This window comes from Streptomyces sp. CA-250714, from assembly GCF_050936705.1.
GTDB lineage: Bacteria > Actinomycetota > Actinomycetes > Streptomycetales > Streptomycetaceae > Streptomyces.
In genome coordinates this window covers 2,585,483-2,601,597 of sequence record NZ_JBNJMI010000001.1, presented here as the reverse complement: position 1 = coordinate 2,601,597, position 16,115 = coordinate 2,585,483, and the positions used below count along the sequence as shown (strand labels likewise).

The following is a 16,115-nucleotide window of genomic DNA, read 5'->3' as shown; positions in this document are numbered from 1 at the left end:
GAGAGCGAGGAGGTCGGTGAAGATGGTCCTCGCTCTGCTGCTGTGCGGCGTGGTCGTCCTGCTGGTGATGGCGGGGCTCTTCGCCTTCGGGGTACGCCGGCGGCTCATCCAGCGGTCCGGCGGAACGTTCGACTGCAATCTGCGCTGGGCGGTCTCCGAGTCCGAGGCCGCCGACCCCAAAGGAAAAGGCTGGGCGTACGGCATCGCCCGCTACAACGGGGACCGCATCGAATGGTTCCGCGTCTTCTCCTATGCCCCCAGGCCCCGCCGCCATCTGGTGCGCGGGGCCATTGATGTTCTGGAGCGGCGCTCCCCGCTCGGCGAGGAGGAGCAGGCGCTGCTCTCCGACGCCGTGGTGCTGGCGTGCGCGGTGGGCCCCGACCACGTACGCGTTGAACTCGCCCTGAGCGAGGACGCCCTCACGGGCTTCCTCGCCTGGCTGGAGGCGGCACCCCCGGGGCAGCGCGTGAACGTGGCGTAGCCGGACGTTGTGGGCCCGCCTGCGCCTCTTGGGGCCGCGGGCGTCACGGCGGGGCTGTGACGCCCCACTCCTGGGCCAGTACGGCGGCCTGGGTGCGGCTGCGCAGTTCCAGCTTGGCGAGCAGTCTGCTGACGTGGGTCTTGACGGTGGCTTCCGCCATGGTGAGGCGGGTGGCGATCTCGGCGTTCGACAGCCCCTGGCCGAGGCAGCCGAGCACCTCCCGCTCCCGCCGGGTGAGTTCGTCCAGTCCGGGCGGCGGCTCCGCGGAGGTACGGGACACGTCCGACGAGCGCGGCGCCGTCGAGCCGGCGAACTCGGCGATCAGACGGCGGGTCACGGCGGGCGCGATCATTCCCTCGCCCCGTGCGACCGTACGCACCGCGTCCACCACCGCCGCTGCCTCGCTGTCCTTGAGCAGAAAGCCCGAGGCGCCCGCTCGGAGCGCGCCGAAGACGTACTCGTCGAGGTCGAAGGTGGTGAGCACCAGCACATCGGCGAGGCGTTCGCCGACGATCTGCCGGGTGGCCGCCACCCCGTCCAGCCGGGGCATCTGGATGTCCATCAGCACCACGTCCGGGGCGAGTTCGCGGGTGAGTCGTACGGCCTCCTCGCCGTCGCCCGCCTCACCGGCCACGGTGATGCCGGGGGCGTTGCGGAGGATGAGCACCAGCCCCGCGCGTACGGCCTGCTGATCCTCGGCGACCAGCACACGGATGGTCCGGTCAGCTGTCACGACTCCGTCTCCCTTGGCTCGTAGCGGCGCGGTGCGCCGGTCCCGGTGGCGGCGCCGCCCGTCTCGTGCGGTGCGGGCAGCACCGCGTGCACCTGCCACACCGGCTCGCCCCCGGCACCGGTCGTGGGCCCTGCCGTCAGTTCGCCGCGCAGCAGCTCCACCCGCTCCCGCATCCCGACGAGCCCCGCGCCGGCGCCGGGTGCGCGAGGGCCGTCGTCGTCGACGGGGGTGCTGCTCAACGGGCTGAGGACGCGGATGCCGAGGGTGCCGGGCTTGCCACCGTCCCGGTCCAGTTCGACGGTGACGTTGCCGGGCGCGGCGTGCTTGAGCGCGTTGGTGACGGCCTCCTGGACGACGCGGTAGGCGGCCAGTTCCACGGGCGCCGGCAGCCGTTCACCCTTGGCGCGGCGGTCGATCAGTGTGAACGTACGGCCGTCGTCGGTGGTGGCCCGGGCCCGGGCCAGCAGAGCGTCGAGCCCGTCGAGGGAGGGCGTGGCCGCCGGTTCCTCGGCGCCGGTCGCGTTGCGCAGCAGTCCGATGAGGCGGCGCATTTCGGCCAGCCCCTGGACGCTGTTCTCGCGGATGACGCCCAGCGCGTCGCGGGTGGCGCCGCTGCTGTCGTGGGAGTCGGGGAAGGAGAGCGCGGCCGAGGAGTGGATGGCGATGGCCGAGAGGTGGTTGGCGACGACATCGTGCAGCTCGCGGGCCATCCGGGCGCGTTCGCTGTTGACCGCCTGTTTGCGGTCCAGCTCCGCGAGCAGCGCCGTCTGCTCGGCCCGCAGCCGTTCGGCCGCCGCCTTGTCGCGGTGGCTGCGGATGGCCTCACCGGTGCTGGTGGGAACGATCAGCACACCGGCGCAGGCGGCGCCCATCAGCAGCATCTCGGGCTCCTGGAACGCGATCAGCAGCCCCGCCGTGACCAGCACGGTCACCGCCACCGAGCCCCGGATCGCCCCGCGGGCGAGGCGCGGGGAGCCGTACAGCACGGCGGCGTAGAGCACATCCGTGAACAGGATCAACGTCGCCAGCAGCGAACCCATCAGCACGTCGGCCGCCTGGGCGGCGATACCGATGAACAGCACGTACGGCTGTCCCGTACGGCGCAGCAGCGCGGTCACACACATCACCGCGAGCGGAATCAGCACCAGCCAGCGCGGGCCGCGCTCCCACAGCGGGCTGCTGTTGAGCCCGAACGCCCACAGCAGCAGACCGCCGGCCGCCCCGGCCACCGCGATCAGCACATCGTCCTGGTGCGGGCGCAGTCCACGCACCGTGCGGTTCCACATCGTGGCGGCTGCGGGGGTCATTGCTCCATGTGGTGGCTCGTGCGGGGCGGTTCGACCGGTTGTCGGGCCAGCTTAGATCCGGCCGCCGGCGCGTGGCCTCCCGCGCCCGGCTGAGCGTCCGTACGGCGCCACTGCATCTTTCGATGCAGTACGCGGCGCCGTGAATCGTCACGGGCGACGACGCCCGGGGCGGTCCCGGAACGCGAAGGTGGAAGGGCGCGTCCGGCCGCCGCGTCCGCCACGGGGGGAGGCACGGCGGCCGGAAGCAGTCCGCCATCAGCCCCGCGAGGGGACAGACGCCAGGAGGGCGTTCATTCATGATCGTGATGCTGATCATCGCCTGTGAGGTCGGCTTCTGGGTGCTCCTCGCAGTGGGGTTCGCGCTGCGCTATTTGGCGCGGATGCCGCGTACGAGCGCCGCCGTGCTGCTGTGCGAGCCGCTGCTTGAGGTGGTGCTGCTGGTGGTCACCGCGATCGATCTGCGCAACGGCGCGGAGCCCGACTGGAAGCACGGTCTGGCGGCCGTCTACATCGGCTTCACCGCAACCCACGGCCACTACATGGTCAAGTGGGCGGACGGCCATGCCGCACACCTGCTCGGCCGGGGCCCGCGCCCCGCCAAGCCGCCGCGCTACGGTACGGCGCGCGCGGTGCACGAGTGGAAGATGGGGGCGCGTGCCATCGGTGGCGCCGTCATCGCCGCCGCGCTGCTCCAGCTCGCCATCTGGTACGTCGGCGGAGCCGAGCAGACCGAGCCGCTGCGCCAGTGGCAGACCCGGATGGCCTTCGTGACCGGAATCAGCCTGGTCATCGCGTTGAGCTACACGATTTGGCCCAAGCGCCCCAAGGGCGGCGCGGATTCACGGCCGTCGGAACAGGAGCGCCCGCCGGCGCAGCGCGACCCGCAGGACACAGGTGTCCGGAAATAATTGGACGCCGAGCCATCCTTGATCCTCGTACGCTCGCCGGATGGACGAACGTGAACTGCTGGCCCGCTCCGACGGGCCGGTCACCCGCAGCCGATTGGTACGGGAGCTCACGGCGCTGGGTCTGCGCCCCGGTGACACCGTCATGTTCCATACGGCGCTCTCCGCGCTCGGCTATGTGCCCGGCGGCCCGCTCACCGTGATCGCGGCCCTGCGTGAGGTGCTGGGCGAGCAGGGCACGTTGCTCGTCTACAGCGGCTGGAACGACGCGCCGCCGCACGACTTCACCGACTGGCCCGCACCGTGGCAGGAGGCCGTGCGGGCCGAACACCCGGCGTACGACCCGGAGTTGAGCGAGGGCACGCACGACAACGGCCGCCTTCCCGAGGCGCTGCGCCGCGTGCCGGGGGCCCTGCGCACCCGGCACCCCGACAGCTTCGTGGCCTTCGGCGCGCGGGCCGAGGCACTGGTCGGTGACGTGCCCTGGGACGATCCGTACGGCGCGCGGGGAGCGCTCGGCAGGCTCGTCGCCGCCGGGGGGCGCGTGCTGCTGCTGGGCGCCCCGCTCGACACGCTCACGATCCTGCACCACGCCGAGGCGCTGGCCCAGGCGCCCGGCAAGCGCCATCTCAGCTACGAGGTCCCGGTCCTGGACGCCGACGGCAACCGGGTCTGGCAGCGCTACTGGGACATCGACACCGAGGACGAGGCGTTCGACTACGGGCAGGCGGTACCGGAGGGCGTCTGGCCGTTCACCGTCATCGCCCAGGAGGCGCTCGCCGCGGGCATCGGCGTACGAGGCCGGGTCGGAGCGGCCGAGAGCCATCTGTTCGAGGCGGCGGAGCTGGTGCGCTTCGGGGTGGAGTGGATCGAGCGGAACATCACCGCGTAGGGCGGCGGGCCCGCACGGAGACCGGGGCGGCACCGCAGACGAGCCGAGGGCCCGCTACGCGCCCGGGTCGCGTCCTGGGGCTTCCTTGGAGTCCGGCTTCTCAAGTGCCTTCAGGGTGGCGCGGGTGTCCTTCTTCATCCAGCCGGTCACGGCGGACTCGGACGGTGGCTCGAAATCCTCGTCGATGCCGCCGCCGAACCAGCTCCAGCTCATCTCGTACGTCATCCACCCGGCGCGCACCTCCAGCTTGAGGCTGCCCAGGCTGTCGCCGCGCTTCTCCTTGATCAGATACGCCTCGTCACCGAAGCCCTCGACGGGGGAGACCTTGTACTGGTACGTGCCGGTCTTCTGGTCCTCCCACGTCCGCTGTTCGGAGGCGAACTCGCCCGCGGGGTCGGTCTTCTTGTGCCACTTCACGGTGGTGGAGACGTAGGTGGTCGGGGGCGTCTTCGACGTCTCGCCGTGCTCGACCATCGTGCGGCTGCAGTAGCTGACGTCGAGGCCCTTCTGCCGCGAGGAGTAGCCGTCGGGGTCGTCCGAGGCCGACTTCTGGATCTTGTACTTCTGCTGGAACGACTTGAGTTGCGCCGTCTCGCACATGTCGTGGTGGAAGCGGTAGCCCTGGTAGTCCGCGGTGGCCGAGTCGGCGGCGTCCTTGTCCAGCGCGCCGGTGGCCATCAGCGTCCCGGCCCAGGTGACGGAGGCGATCACCACGCCGCCCAGCGCCCACAGCCAGCGCGGACCGCCGCCGCGTCCGGTGCTGCCCGGCGGCTGCCCTGGCGGCCCCGGGGGCGGAGTCTGCGGCTGTGCGTACGGATTGAACTGGTACGCGGGTGTTGCGGTGGCTGTGGGTTGCTGTGAGTACGGCTGCTGCGGCTGGGCCCCCGGTATCGACATGCGGGCACAGTACTCGTTCATTTTCGGTCAGTCTCTGTCGGCCTGGGGCAGCCGGGCAGCGAACGTCTCGAGGACGGCGCGGGTGTCGGCGGAGTCCGTGTGGAGATGGCCCGCCATGCCCAGAGCGCGCGCCGCCTCGACGTTCTCCGGGACGTCGTCCACGAACAGCGACTCCTCGGCGGCGGCGCCCAGCAGTCGGAGCGTGTGCGTGTAGATCCGCGGATCGGGCTTGGCGAAGCCCACCTCGCAGGAGAGCACGGCCTCGTCGGCGACCGACAGGAACGGGGCGAGGTTCGGGCGGGCGTCCGGCCAGGCGTTGCTGACGAACGCCGTACGCGCCCGGCCGCGCAGACCGGCCACCACGTCGAGCAGCGCCCGGTCCCATACCGGTTCGCCCGCCAGATCGTGGCGCAGCTCGGCGACGCCGTCCTCGTCCAGCGCCAGCCGTTCGCGGACGACGGACCACCATGCGGGGCCGCTCATCCGGCCGACGAGCACCTCGGAGTCGTTGCCCGCGTAGACGGCCGTGACGAAGTCCCGCTCCGTGATGCCCAGCCGGGCCGACCACTTGGCGGCGGCGGCCGACAGCTTGTCCTCCACCAGCACCCCGCCCAGGTCCATCAGCAGCGCGGGCCGCGCGGGCTGTTCAGGGGCAGGGCTGCTCACCGTTCGCCGCCCGGTACCCACAGCACGTCGCCGACCGGCTTGTTGGCCGTACGGGCGAGGATGAACAGCAGATCGGAGAGGCGGTTGAGGTACGTCGCGGTCAGCGGGTTCATCGTCTCGCCGTGCTCCTCCAGCGCCGCCCAGGTGGAGCGCTCCGCACGGCGGACGACCGTGCACGCCTGGTGCAGCAGCGCCGCGCCCGGCGTACCGCCCGGAAGGATGAAGGAGCGCAGCTTCTCCAGGCCCTCCAGGAAGTGGTCGCAGTCGGCCTCCAGCTTGTCGATGTACGCCTGCTCGACCCGCAGCGGCGGGAACTCGGGGTTCTCCACCACCGGCGTCGACAGGTCGGCCCCTACGTCGAACAGGTCGTTCTGCACCCGCAGCAGCACGGCCCGGATCTCCTCGCCCAGCTCCCCCATGGCCAGCGCCACCCCGATCGCGGCGTTCGCCTCATTGGCGTCGGCATACGCCGCGATACGGGAATCGGTCTTGGCGGTACGGCTCATATCGCCGAGCGCTGTGGTGCCCTTGTCGCCGGTTCGGGTGTAGATCCGCGTGAGGTTAACCATGGGCCGAGGGTAACGGGGGCGCGCCCCGAAGGGGCGCGGGGCTGTGTTCATGTGCGGCTCCGCCGCGTGGGCGCGACCAGCCCCAAGGCACCCGCAGTCCGCAAGCCACGAGCAGGGGCAAGGCCCTACGCACTCACCTTGCGGAACACCCGCGTGCCCAACCCCAGGGACACCACGGCCAAGGCGCCGGCCACCGCAGCGCCGAGCAGGACGGAGCCATCCGCATAGTTCCCAGCGAAAGCGCCCCGTACCGCGTCGACGACGTACCGGAACGGCACAAAGCGCGAGAGGGCGTCCAGCCAGCCGGGCGCCAAACTCATCGGCAGGAGGATGCCGGACAGCAGCACCGCCGGCATGTTGAGGGAGCTGATGACAGGCGCGAACTCCTGCGGGGAGTTGATCCGCATGGCCAGCGCGTACGACAGCGAGGCGAGAGACGCGGCGAGCAGCCCGACCAGTACGAAGCCGAGCAGCATCCCCGCCACCGGTGCGCGCAGCCCCATGGCGACGCCGACCAGGACGAGCAACAGCGACTGCACGAACAGCTGAAGCGCATCGCGCAGCAGGCGCCCTAGCAACAGCGCGAGCCGGCTGACGGGAGTCACCCGCATCCGCTCGACCACGCCGTTGTGCTTCTCCATCAGGATGGTGAACCCGGCGAAGGCGGAGGAGAACAGGGTGAGCTGGACGAGGAGTCCCGGCACCAGGGTCTGCCAGGAGTCACCGCCCCCGCCGAGGTGGAGGTCTTCCAGGAGGGGCCCGAACAGTACGAGGAAGAGCAGCGGCTGGAGCGCCCCGAACAGCAGCCCGAGCTTGGACGACGCCGTCTGCCGGACATAGCGGCCGGCGATGATGCCGGTGTCGGTGAACAGGTGGGACACGGAAGTGTTGTCCGTTCTCTCTGGGGTCGGTGAGGCTGGGGTCGGTACGGCGGTCAGACGGCTACCGGCGTCTCGTCCGCCTCGCGCTGCGTACTGCGCCCGGTGATGGCGATGAAGGCGTCCTGGAGGCTCGCGCCGCCCCCGCCCGCGTAGGTCTCCTTGAGCTCGTCCGAGGTGCCCTGTGCGACGACCCGGCCGTCGTCCACGATCACCAGCCGGTCGGCGAGTGCGTCGGCCTCGTCCAGATAGTGCGTGGTCAGAAAGACCGTCATGCCGCGCTCGTCGCGCAGCCGGCGGACCAGCTGCCACAGATCGGCGCGGCTGCCGGGGTCGAGCCCGGTCGTCGGTTCGTCGAGGAAGAGCAGCGCCGGACTGTGGGTGAGCGCCATGGCGATGTCCAGCCGGCGCCGCTGACCGCCGGAGAGGGCACCGCAGGGCCGGTCGAGCAGCGCGCTCAGGCCGAGCTCGCGGGCCAGTTCCCCGGTGCGGCGGGCGGCCTCGGCCTTGCCGAGCCGGTAGAGCCTGCCCTGGGTGGTCAGCTCCTCGCGGACGCTCACGGTGGGGTCGACGCCGCCGGACTGCGCGACGTAGCCGATCCGCTCCCGCACGCCCCGGGGGTCCGCGATCAGGTCGTGGCCGGCCACGGTCGCGGTGCCGGAGGTGGGTGGGAGCAGGGTTGTGAGCATTCGGAGCGTGGTCGTCTTGCCCGCGCCGTTGGGCCCGAGGAAGCCGAGTATCTCGCCCTGCTCGACGGTCAGGTCGATGCCGCGTACGGCTTCGACGGTGCGGGACTTGGTGCGGAAGGTCCGGGTCAGCCCGGCGGTGTGGATGGCTGCTGGCATGGCACCAGAAAAACAGAGCAACTTAAAACTTGCAACCACTCCAAAATTTGGCCGACCCCATGACGGCCTACGATGGGGTCATGACCAGCACTGCCCCTCAGGAGGGCCGCAGGGAGCGGAAGAAGCGGGAGACCCGGCTGCGGATCTCCGACATCGCCACGGGTCTCTTCCTCGACCGCGGCTTCGACGCGGTCACCATCTCCGAGATCGCGGAGGCCGCCGACGTCTCGGTGAACACGGTCTACAACTACTTCCCGACCAAGGAGGACCTCTTCTTCGACCGCGCCGAGGAGGTGATCGACCGCCCCTCCCGCTTCGTACGGGAGCGGCTGCCGGGCCAGTCCGCGGCCGAGGCCGTGCTGGGCAAGCTGCGCGCGGAGATCGAGGACCGCAGCGTCTATGCCGGGGTGACCGAGGGCTATGACAAGTTCATGCGCTGCATCCACGAGGCGCCCTCGCTGCTGGCCCGGATGATGCTCCTGCAGTACCGGACCGCCGAACGGCTCACCGCGACGCTTGCCGAGGAGACCGGCGCGGAGCCCGACGACCCCATGCCCCAACTGGTCGCCGGGGAACTGGTGCACATCAGCAACCAGCTCTTCCGGGGCGCGACCCGCGCCGTCGCCGCGGGGATGTCACCCGAACAGACGGCGACCGACGCGCTCCGAAAGCTGGACACCTACGAGCAGCTCGTCTCGGAACGCTTCCTCAAGTACGCGGTCAAACCCGGCTGATGGGCCCGGCGCCGACGTTACGGACGCACGGTGTGACGTCCGCCATGTGAGACGTGATACGTGTCTCTTCGCCCCCCATGCCTTGCCGAGAGGCGCTAATGTCCGCCCAACGGACGGTCATTCACAAGGCGCTGGGGCACGCCGCAACAGCCGGCGCGCGGGTCGGCGCGACGAAGTGAGGGTGAAGAACGTGGCGAAGAAGCTCGCCGTCATCGGAGCCGGACTCATGGGCTCCGGAATCGCACAGGTCTCCGCTCAGGCGGGCTGGGACGTGACGCTCCGCGATGTGACGGACGAGGCGCTCGCCCGCGGCAGGGACGGCATCAAGGCGTCCTACGACAAGTTCGTCTCCAAGGGCAAGCTCGACGCCGCCGACGCGGAAGCCGCGCTCGGCCGTATCACCACCACCACGGATCTGGACGCGGCGGCCGAGGCGGATATCGTCGTCGAGGCCGTCTTCGAGAAGATCGAGGTCAAGCGGGAGATCTTCGCCACCCTCGACAAGCTGGTCGGCGACCGGACCGTGCTGGCCTCCAACACCTCCGCCATCCCCATCACCAAGATCGCCGCGGCCACCGGCCGCCCCGAGCGGGTCGTCGGCACGCACTTCTTCTCGCCGGTGCCCATGATGGCCCTGTGCGAGCTGGTGCGCGGCCTCAAGACCAGCGACGAAACCCTCGCCACCGCACGGGAGTTCGCCGAGTCGGTCGGCAAGACCTGCGTCGTCGTCAACCGGGACGTCGCCGGCTTCGTCACCACCCGCCTCATCTCGGCACTCGTGGTGGAGGCCGCCAAGCTCTACGAGTCCGGGGTCGCCTCAGCGGAGGACATCGACACCGCCTGCCGACTTGGCTTCGGCCACGCCATGGGCCCGCTCGCCACCGCCGACCTGACCGGCGTCGACATCCTGCTGCACGCCACCGAGAACATCCACACCGAGTCCCAGGACGCCAAGTTCGCCCCGCCGGAGCTGATGCGGCGCATGGTCGACGCCGGTGACCTGGGCCGCAAGACCGGCCAGGGCTTCTACCCGCACTGAGTCCTGGCCGGACAGGCAGCCGGACACCCTGGCTGCCCGGCTCTTCCTCTCCGCCGGACCCTTGCCGCTGTGGTTCCCCCACCGCCGCGGCGGACAGCGTTCCAGAGGGCTCAGCCCCCGATCGGGGAACCCATGTGGGACTCCGCCCCCGGTCACTCGGCAGAAATGCTCTCACCACGGGGTGCGCAGACGACGCCCTCGCATTCGTTCCCGCCGGCGCGGCAGGACGTACGACGGCGAGGGTTGGGGGCACCTCCCGGCCGGAGGCTGGGGGAGGAAGGAGCGACCCCCGCGACAACAGCGTTCGGCACCCCTCGGGAGGGTGAAAGTCGGTATCGGTCAGGACACGGACGGCAACTCCACCACCGGGGCGCCAGTCATCTGTGATGGGGGCACCGGTGAGCCGCAGCCGGTGGGGCCGCAACCGCAGAGGCGCGACAGTCATAAGGAAGCACACCACTCCGCGACCATAGGAGCGCATATGCACATCAGGGGCGACCACGCCGAGCTGGTCGTCGGAGGTCGTCTTGACGTCCGCAGCGCGGCGGACGCCCGTACGGTCCTGCACGCAGCCGTCGACTCGGGCGACGGCGACCTCGTGCTGGACCTCGCCGAACTCGACTCGTGGGACGCCACGGGCCTCGGCGTCATCATGGGCGCACACCGCCGCGCGGGACGGTGTGGCCGCAGGCTCGTCCTGCGCGAGGTGCCCCCGCAGATGCAGCGCCTGCTGGTGGCCACCCGGCTGCACCGGATTCTCGCCATCGAGACCCCCGCGCCGGCCGGCTCACCGGCTGCCAGGTCCGGGCACGGACAGTCAGGCATTCTGGCGAAGCCATGACAATCGCGCCGGTACCGTCCCGGCACCCCGTCGCTTCCTGGACAATGGAGCCCGCGCGGCCGACCCCGTCGGTCGGCCGCGCCACCTGCTCTTGGGAGACATGACGACATGGAACGGCACGGCAGCGACCGCTACGCACACGGGGACGAGCCCGCGCCCACCGGCGTGACCAGCGGCGAACCGGACAGCGGGACCGGCAGCGAACCGGCCCGGGCTGTCCGGCTCGTCGCCGATCAGTACCTCGTGACGGTCAACCCGGTCGACGGCAGCGAGATCGAACCCTGCCCGCCGGGGGAGCAGCGCGGCACCCCGCCCAAGATCGCCCCGCAGGACCGTCCCGCGCCGGAGACGGTCACCGCCGCGGCGACGCTCCCGCCCGGCAGCCTGCTGGAGCGCGACGAGGAGCGGGAGCGGCTCTCCAGGCTGCTCTCCCGCGGCCGCTCCGTCCGGCTCACCGGGCCGCCCGGATCCGGCCGCAGCGTCCTCCTCGACGCCGTCGCCGGCGACGTCGCCTCCCTCGCACCGGACGGCGTGGTCCGCCTCAGCGGCTACCACCGCACGCCCAGCGATCTGATGTACGACCTGTTCGCCGCCGTGTACAGCGCCCCGCTGCACCGCCCGGGGAAGGCCGAGCTGGTCGGCGCTCTGGGCGGGATCGGCGCCGTCGTCCTCGTCGACGACCTCGAGTTCGGCGGCGCGGCCCTCGACGAGCTGCTGCGGGCCACGCCCGAGTGCGCCTTCCTGTTCACCGCCACCCCTGATGTGACCGCGCCCGCCCCCGGCTCCCATGTCGAAGAGGTGTTCCTGCCCGGGCTGAGCCGGACCGCCTGCGTGGAGCTGCTGGAGCGGGCGGTCCACCGGCAGCTCACCGACGACGAGGCCGACTGGGCGGCCGACCTGTGGCTCGACTCCGAGGGGCTGCCGCTGCGCTTCGTCCAGGCCGGAGCGCTGCTGCGGCTCCAGGGCAGTGGCGGCGTCGTTCCCGGTCTGTCGGAGGACGTGGCGCTGGCACCGCTGCTGGCCGCCGCGCTCCCCGAGGCAGGACGCGGCGCGCTGCGGCTGGCTCTCGCGCTCGACGGAGAACTCCCGCACCCCGCCCAGCTGCCCGCACTGGTCGGCGACCCGCAGGCCGAGGACAGCCTCGGCGAACTGCTGGCCTCCGGGCTGATCAGCCCGGCAGGCGGTCACTTCAAGCTGGCGGCGGGCGTCGCCGCCCAGCTCACCGAGGCCGGTTACGCGGACGGCGGCACGGCGTACGCCCTCGCCGCCGCACAGCACTACAGCTGGTGGTCCGGTCAGCCCACGGTCTCCGCCGACCGCGTCGCGCTGGAGGCCGACGCGCTGCTCGCCGCCGCACGGGCCACCCAGCGCGGTGGCAACGCCAGCGCCGCCGTGCTGCTGGCCCGTACGGCAGCGCCCGTACTGGCGGCGGGGATGCGGTGGAGCGCCTGGGAGCGGGTGCTGCGCTGCGGCCAGGAGGCGGCACGGGCCTCGGGCGAGCTCGCCGAGGAAGCCTATTTCCATCACGAGCTGGGCATCCTCGCCCTCTCCGCGGGCAACCCCGAGCGGGCCCGCTCCGAGCTGGAGACGGCGCTCGGACTGCGTGGCACCCTCGCCGAGCAGCGCGGCATGGTCGCGGGCCGCAGAGCGCTGGCGCTGGTGACCGACCGGCTCACGGGCGCAGGCACCCCGAGCCTGCCGCCCGGCAGCGCTGCCCACCCGGCCCCCGCCGTTCCCTCGCCGGGCGGGGACACCCCCGTCGCCACCCCCGCGGCCTTCCCCGACCCCGCCGATACACCTGCCCTGGGCGCTCCCGCGGCAGGGAAGGGGAGCGGCACGGACACCGATGCCGCCACCACGTCGGTGCTGTCCGCCGCCGTCGCGCAGCAGGAGCCGGGGGCGACGCTGATCTCGCCGACCGGCGGTACGGCGGCCCCCACCGGCTCCGGATCGCCCGGCGAGGGAGGCGGCCGGCACAGTGCGCCGCGCGGCTGGCGGGCCTTCACCAGCAGCAAGCGGAACATGGCGGCGGCCGGCGCGGGTGCGCTGCTCGCCGCCGTACTCGGCACCGTCGTCACCCTGGGCACCATCTCCGACGACGACGGCCCACCGGACTCCGTACGCCCTGATTCCTCCACCTCGCAGGACGACCAGGACAACGCTCCCGGCGACGAATCGCCCGGTGACGACAGCCCGAGCGGCGGACCGGACCAGCGGCAGCCCGCCGCGGGCAGGCAGTCGCCCGGCACGGACGGACCGGCCCCCTCGCAGGACGCCGGGACACCCGAGGGCGCGCCGAGCTCGTCCCAGGGCGCTTCCAGCGCCCCCGACGACCCCAGCAGCCCCGGGAAGCCACCGTCGTCACCCGACGACCCGCCCTCCTCGCCGTCGCGCCCCCCGTCCTCCTCTCCGGACGATCCGCCCTCGTCCGACGACCCGTCGCCCACCCCCAGCGACGACCCGACCTCCGAGAAACCTCCGAACAGCCCCTCGGACAGTACGGGTTCGGGCACGGCAACCGACCGCTCGCCGAGCGACGGCCCGGCCTCCGGCTCGGCGGACCCGTCGGCGTCGTAGGGACGGCACCCGCCGCAACCCGGCAGCGTCGACTGCCGGGTTGCGGCTGAGGGGCGTCAGAGCTGACGGTCGTTAGAGCTGAGGGCTGTCAGAAGAGGCGGAGTTTGTCGTCCTCGATGCCGCGCAGCGCGTCGTAGTCGAGGGTGACGCAGTCGATGCCGCGGTCGGTGGCCAGGACGCGGGCCTGCGGTTTGATCTCCTGGGCCGCGAAGACGCCCTTGACCGGGGCGAGATGGGGATCGCGGTTGAGGAGTTCCAGATAGCGGGTGAGCTGTTCGACGCCGTCGATCTCGCCGCGGCGTTTGATCTCGATGGCCACGGTCGTCCCGTCGCTGTCGCGGCCCAGGATGTCGACGGGGCCGATCGCGGTGGGGAACTCGCGGCGGATCAGGGACCAGCCGTCGCCCAGCGTCTCCATACGGTCGGCGAGCAGTTCCTGAAGGTGCGCCTCCACACCGTCCTTGATCAGCCCGGGGTCCACGCCCAGTTCATGCGAGGAGTCGTGCAGTATCTCCTCCATCGTGATGATCAATTTCTCGCCGGTCTTGTTCTCCACCGTCCAGCGCTGGTCGTTCCCCTCCCTCAGAGTGCACGGGGGAGACATCCAGTTGAGGGGTTTGTACGCACGGTCGTCGGCGTGGACGGACACCGATCCGTCCGCCTTGACCAGGATCAGCCTGGGTGCGGAGGGCAGGTGCGCGGTGAGTCTGCCGGCGTAGTCGACAGAGCAGCGGGCGATGACGAGACGCATGGTCGGTCACGCTACTTGACCGCCCGTACTGTGCGCGATTCGCCCCCGGATGGGGGCGTTCGACAGTGGCGCGAGTATTCCCATTCTCGTGCTGCTCTCACCTCAGGAGCCGTACGGTAAGGCTGGGCGTCGCCGTCCGAGGTTGCGCGACTACACGGTGATGTCCCTTCACCCCCAAGAGACCCGGCTTCCGGGCCCGGGTCGCGAGAGGAGAAACCCATGTCGCTCGACGTCCCACCTGCGCTGTTGGAACAGGCAGAGCGTGGCGAGGTGGATGAGGCGGCGTTCGTCGACTGCGTCCGTACCTCTCTCCCGTACGCCTGGGAGATGGTCAGTTCGCTCGTCGCGCAGTTGAAGGTGGACGGCGGGGAGTTCGCCGACAACCAGACGCCGCCACCGGATGAGCAGCACCGGGGGCAATTGCTCCGTGCACTGGCCAGCGACGCGATCCGGGGTGCGCTGGAGCGCCACTTCGGCGTGCGGCTCGCGTTCCAGAACTGCCATCGGCTCGCCGTCTTCCCGCTGGACGCCTCGGCGGACGACCGGCTCGCCCGCTTCACCTCCATACGCGGACAGCTCCTCAACCAGTCCCCGGAACTGCGCGACTGCTGAGCAGTTGCTGAACGTCCGGACGGCCGACGGGACCTCGCGTCTGTTGCGGCGGTGTCTCAGTCACCGCCGCAACGCTGTCGCGGCCCGGTGTTCGACCCACCGGCCACCAAGAGGGCCGGGTGCGGCGTTTTTCGGCCCTTTGCGGTTGCCGTGCGCCGGCTCTTTGCGGTGCGCCGGCTCAGGTCCGCGGCTGCTGCTCGTGCCGATCGAGCAGCGGCAGCACCTCGTCGGCCAGCCGGCGGACGTTGCGCACCGTGCCGTCCCGGTCCCCAGTGCCCTCGACGAGCAATGCGAAACGGCCGATGCCGGTGCGCTCGGCCGTCGCCGCGAGCCGGTCGGCGCACAGCCTGGGCGTTCCCACCGCGTGCAGCTCGCACAGCAGTTCCGTGTAGCCGAGCGGGTCCCGCATCGGGCGGGGCCGGCCGTCGACGGTCACATGCCGGCCCAGCCCCTCGCGCAGCCAGCCGGGCATGGACTTGGTGAGCAGCTGCCGGGCTTCGTCACGCGAGTCGGCGACCTGCGCCACCCCGGCGGACACATGCCGCGCGGCGACCGCCTCGACCTCGTCCGGCGAGTGCCCCGCCTCCAGTGCCGTACGCCGCCACAGGCGGGTCATCCCGGCCTTGTCCTCGTCTCCGCAGTGCATGCCCAGCAGCATGGGCAGCAGCCGCTCGGCAGCCAGCCGTACGGTCCCGGGAGAAGTGCAGGCCACGACCACGCCGGGGGCGGCCGCGCGCTCGCCGCCGTACGCGCCCGCCGCCCCGCCGGGAAGGCCCGCGCTGTCCGGACGCGGCACCACCGCAACCTCGCGGAAGCTGTAGCGCTCTCCGTCCGCCCCCACCCTCGGCTCGCGCAGCCAGCGCAGCAGCAGATCCAGCGCCTCGGGGAAACCCTCCTCGTACGCGCGCAGGCCGCCGCCGAAGACCTCCAGGTCCACCCAGGGCCCGCCGCGTCCGACGCCGAGCGTGAAGCGCCCCTGGGAGAGCAGATGCAGCAGCGCCGTCTGCTCACCGAGCGCGACCGGATGCGCGTTGGGCAGCACGCTGACCGCTGTGCCGACGCCGATCCGCCGGGTACGCCCCAGCAGCAGAGCCGCGAGCGTCACCGCCGAGGGGCAGACGCCGTACGACACGAAATGGTGCTCGGCGAGCCAGACATCGGCCAGCCCTGCCTCCTCCGCGGCCTCGGCCGTGCACACCGCGCGGTCCAGCACCTCGCCCTCCCCCTGGCCCGGAAACTGTGCGCCCAGGACAAAAGCTCCAACTCGCATTCCTCACCGCCCTCGTGACTGCCCGCGGCCTCCCGGCCGGGGCTGGGCGCTCCGGAAGATCGGACACCCCACCCAGCAATAACGGCACACGGGTGCCGAGGGCACGGGCTGACATGCC

General features: G+C 71.6%; 17 protein-coding genes. 8 read left to right on the top strand and 9 right to left on the bottom strand.

Going from position 1 to position 16,115, the window contains the following annotated elements:
• Nucleotides 1-22 precede the first annotated feature (22 nt).
• The gene (locus ACQEU8_RS11320; RefSeq protein WP_433099469.1) at nt 23-481 is read left to right on the top strand and encodes a DUF2550 domain-containing protein; all 459 of its coding nucleotides are present in this window, start codon (nt 23-25) and stop codon (nt 479-481) included.
• A 43-nt stretch (nt 482-524) separates the two neighbouring features.
• Here the strand turns inward: ACQEU8_RS11320 and ACQEU8_RS11315 are convergent, their stop codons facing one another.
• Together ACQEU8_RS11315 and ACQEU8_RS11310 are read right to left on the bottom strand one after the other, a co-directional pair.
• Nucleotides 525-1,214 (bottom strand): response regulator, encoded by a 690-nt coding sequence (locus ACQEU8_RS11315; RefSeq protein WP_433099467.1) that lies wholly within the window; start codon nt 1,212-1,214, stop codon nt 525-527.
• Entirely contained in the window at nt 1,211-2,521 is a 1,311-nt protein-coding gene (locus ACQEU8_RS11310) for a sensor histidine kinase (protein ID WP_433099465.1), read from the bottom strand. The genes ACQEU8_RS11315 and ACQEU8_RS11310 overlap by 4 nt, the downstream gene beginning before the upstream one ends.
• A 296-nt stretch (nt 2,522-2,817) precedes the next feature.
• Between ACQEU8_RS11310 and ACQEU8_RS11305 the strand changes: the two genes are divergently transcribed.
• Both ACQEU8_RS11305 and aac(3) read left to right on the top strand, forming a co-directional pair.
• Complete coding sequence (locus ACQEU8_RS11305) at nt 2,818-3,429, top strand: hypothetical protein (protein ID WP_433099463.1); 612 nt, start codon at nt 2,818-2,820, stop codon at nt 3,427-3,429.
• Nucleotides 3,430-3,469: 40 nt separating this feature from the next.
• Entirely contained in the window at nt 3,470-4,318 is an 849-nt protein-coding gene (aac(3), locus tag ACQEU8_RS11300; protein WP_433099461.1) for an aminoglycoside 3-N-acetyltransferase, read from the top strand.
• Nucleotides 4,319-4,372: 54 nt separating this feature from the next.
• Here the strand turns inward: aac(3) and ACQEU8_RS11295 are convergent, their stop codons facing one another.
• From ACQEU8_RS11295 to ACQEU8_RS11275, 5 genes are all read right to left on the bottom strand, one after another.
• Nucleotides 4,373-5,215, bottom strand: coding sequence for a hypothetical protein (locus ACQEU8_RS11295; protein WP_433099459.1), 843 nt, complete (start codon nt 5,213-5,215; stop codon nt 4,373-4,375).
• 27 nt (nt 5,216-5,242) lie between these two features.
• On the bottom strand, nt 5,243-5,881 hold the full coding sequence (locus ACQEU8_RS11290) for an HAD family hydrolase (RefSeq protein WP_433099457.1): 639 nt from the start codon (nt 5,879-5,881) through the stop codon (nt 5,243-5,245).
• The gene (locus tag ACQEU8_RS11285; RefSeq protein ID WP_433099455.1) at nt 5,878-6,450 is read right to left on the bottom strand and encodes a cob(I)yrinic acid a,c-diamide adenosyltransferase; all 573 of its coding nucleotides are present in this window, start codon (nt 6,448-6,450) and stop codon (nt 5,878-5,880) included. The genes ACQEU8_RS11290 and ACQEU8_RS11285 overlap by 4 nt, the downstream gene beginning before the upstream one ends.
• 125 nt (nt 6,451-6,575) lie before the next feature.
• Nucleotides 6,576-7,331 carry an ABC transporter permease gene (locus ACQEU8_RS11280; protein WP_433099453.1) on the bottom strand — a complete coding sequence of 252 codons (756 nt, stop codon included), beginning with the start codon at nt 7,329-7,331 and terminating at the stop codon, nt 6,576-6,578.
• A gap of 53 nt (nt 7,332-7,384) precedes the next feature.
• Nucleotides 7,385-8,173, bottom strand: coding sequence for an ABC transporter ATP-binding protein (locus ACQEU8_RS11275; RefSeq protein ID WP_433099452.1), 789 nt, complete (start codon nt 8,171-8,173; stop codon nt 7,385-7,387).
• 80 nt (nt 8,174-8,253) lie between these two features.
• Between ACQEU8_RS11275 and ACQEU8_RS11270 the strand changes: the two genes are divergently transcribed.
• The 4 genes from ACQEU8_RS11270 to ACQEU8_RS11255 all read left to right on the top strand — a co-directional run bounded on the left by ACQEU8_RS11270 (nt 8,254) and on the right by ACQEU8_RS11255 (nt 13,364).
• On the top strand, nt 8,254-8,907 hold the full coding sequence (locus tag ACQEU8_RS11270) for a TetR/AcrR family transcriptional regulator (protein WP_433099450.1): 654 nt from the start codon (nt 8,254-8,256) through the stop codon (nt 8,905-8,907).
• Between the two features lie 190 nt (nt 8,908-9,097).
• On the top strand, nt 9,098-9,946 hold the full coding sequence (locus ACQEU8_RS11265) for a 3-hydroxyacyl-CoA dehydrogenase family protein (RefSeq protein WP_433099448.1): 849 nt from the start codon (nt 9,098-9,100) through the stop codon (nt 9,944-9,946).
• 481 nt (nt 9,947-10,427) lie between these two features.
• Nucleotides 10,428-10,787: an STAS domain-containing protein gene (locus tag ACQEU8_RS11260; RefSeq protein ID WP_433099446.1), complete on the top strand. Its 360-nt coding sequence runs from the start codon at nt 10,428-10,430 to the stop codon at nt 10,785-10,787.
• Nucleotides 10,788-10,895: 108 nt separating this feature from the next.
• A complete protein-coding gene (locus ACQEU8_RS11255; RefSeq protein ID WP_433099444.1) occupies nt 10,896-13,364 on the top strand; it encodes an ATP-binding protein in 2,469 nt (822 codons plus the stop codon).
• An 88-nt stretch (nt 13,365-13,452) separates the two neighbouring features.
• Here ACQEU8_RS11255 and nucS read toward each other — a convergent pair whose 3' ends face one another.
• Nucleotides 13,453-14,115 (bottom strand): endonuclease NucS, encoded by a 663-nt coding sequence (gene nucS, locus ACQEU8_RS11250; RefSeq protein WP_433099442.1) that lies wholly within the window; start codon nt 14,113-14,115, stop codon nt 13,453-13,455.
• A gap of 219 nt (nt 14,116-14,334) precedes the next feature.
• Here nucS and ACQEU8_RS11245 point away from each other — a divergent pair, with 219 nt between their 5' ends.
• The gene (locus ACQEU8_RS11245) at nt 14,335-14,727 is read left to right on the top strand and encodes an SCO5389 family protein (protein ID WP_433099440.1); all 393 of its coding nucleotides are present in this window, start codon (nt 14,335-14,337) and stop codon (nt 14,725-14,727) included.
• Between the two features lie 178 nt (nt 14,728-14,905).
• On the opposite strand, the gene ACQEU8_RS11240 is transcribed toward ACQEU8_RS11245, so the two are convergent.
• Complete coding sequence (locus ACQEU8_RS11240) at nt 14,906-15,997, bottom strand: LLM class flavin-dependent oxidoreductase (protein WP_433099438.1); 1,092 nt, start codon at nt 15,995-15,997, stop codon at nt 14,906-14,908.
• Between the last annotated feature and the right edge of the window lie 118 nt (nt 15,998-16,115).

Bases quoted from the DNA above. Each gene is read 5' to 3' on its own strand.
- ACQEU8_RS11295 (WP_433099459.1), bottom strand. From the start codon at position 5,215: ATGTCGATACCGGGGGCCCAGCCGCAGCAGCCGTACTCACAGCAACCC.
- ACQEU8_RS11285 (WP_433099455.1), bottom strand. From the start codon at position 6,450: ATGGTTAACCTCACGCGGATCTACACCCGAACCGGCGACAAGGGCACC.
- ACQEU8_RS11260 (WP_433099446.1), top strand. From the start codon at position 10,428: ATGCACATCAGGGGCGACCACGCCGAGCTGGTCGTCGGAGGTCGTCTT.
- nucS (WP_433099442.1), bottom strand. From the start codon at position 14,115: ATGCGTCTCGTCATCGCCCGCTGCTCTGTCGACTACGCCGGCAGACTC.
- ACQEU8_RS11255 (WP_433099444.1), top strand. From the start codon at position 10,896: ATGGAACGGCACGGCAGCGACCGCTACGCACACGGGGACGAGCCCGCG.
- ACQEU8_RS11320 (WP_433099469.1), top strand. From the start codon at position 23: ATGGTCCTCGCTCTGCTGCTGTGCGGCGTGGTCGTCCTGCTGGTGATG.
- ACQEU8_RS11245 (WP_433099440.1), top strand. From the start codon at position 14,335: ATGTCGCTCGACGTCCCACCTGCGCTGTTGGAACAGGCAGAGCGTGGC.
- ACQEU8_RS11310 (WP_433099465.1), bottom strand. From the start codon at position 2,521: ATGACCCCCGCAGCCGCCACGATGTGGAACCGCACGGTGCGTGGACTG.
- ACQEU8_RS11270 (WP_433099450.1), top strand. From the start codon at position 8,254: ATGACCAGCACTGCCCCTCAGGAGGGCCGCAGGGAGCGGAAGAAGCGG.
- ACQEU8_RS11305 (WP_433099463.1), top strand. From the start codon at position 2,818: ATGATCGTGATGCTGATCATCGCCTGTGAGGTCGGCTTCTGGGTGCTC.
- ACQEU8_RS11240 (WP_433099438.1), bottom strand. From the start codon at position 15,997: ATGCGAGTTGGAGCTTTTGTCCTGGGCGCACAGTTTCCGGGCCAGGGG.
- ACQEU8_RS11275 (WP_433099452.1), bottom strand. From the start codon at position 8,173: ATGCCAGCAGCCATCCACACCGCCGGGCTGACCCGGACCTTCCGCACC.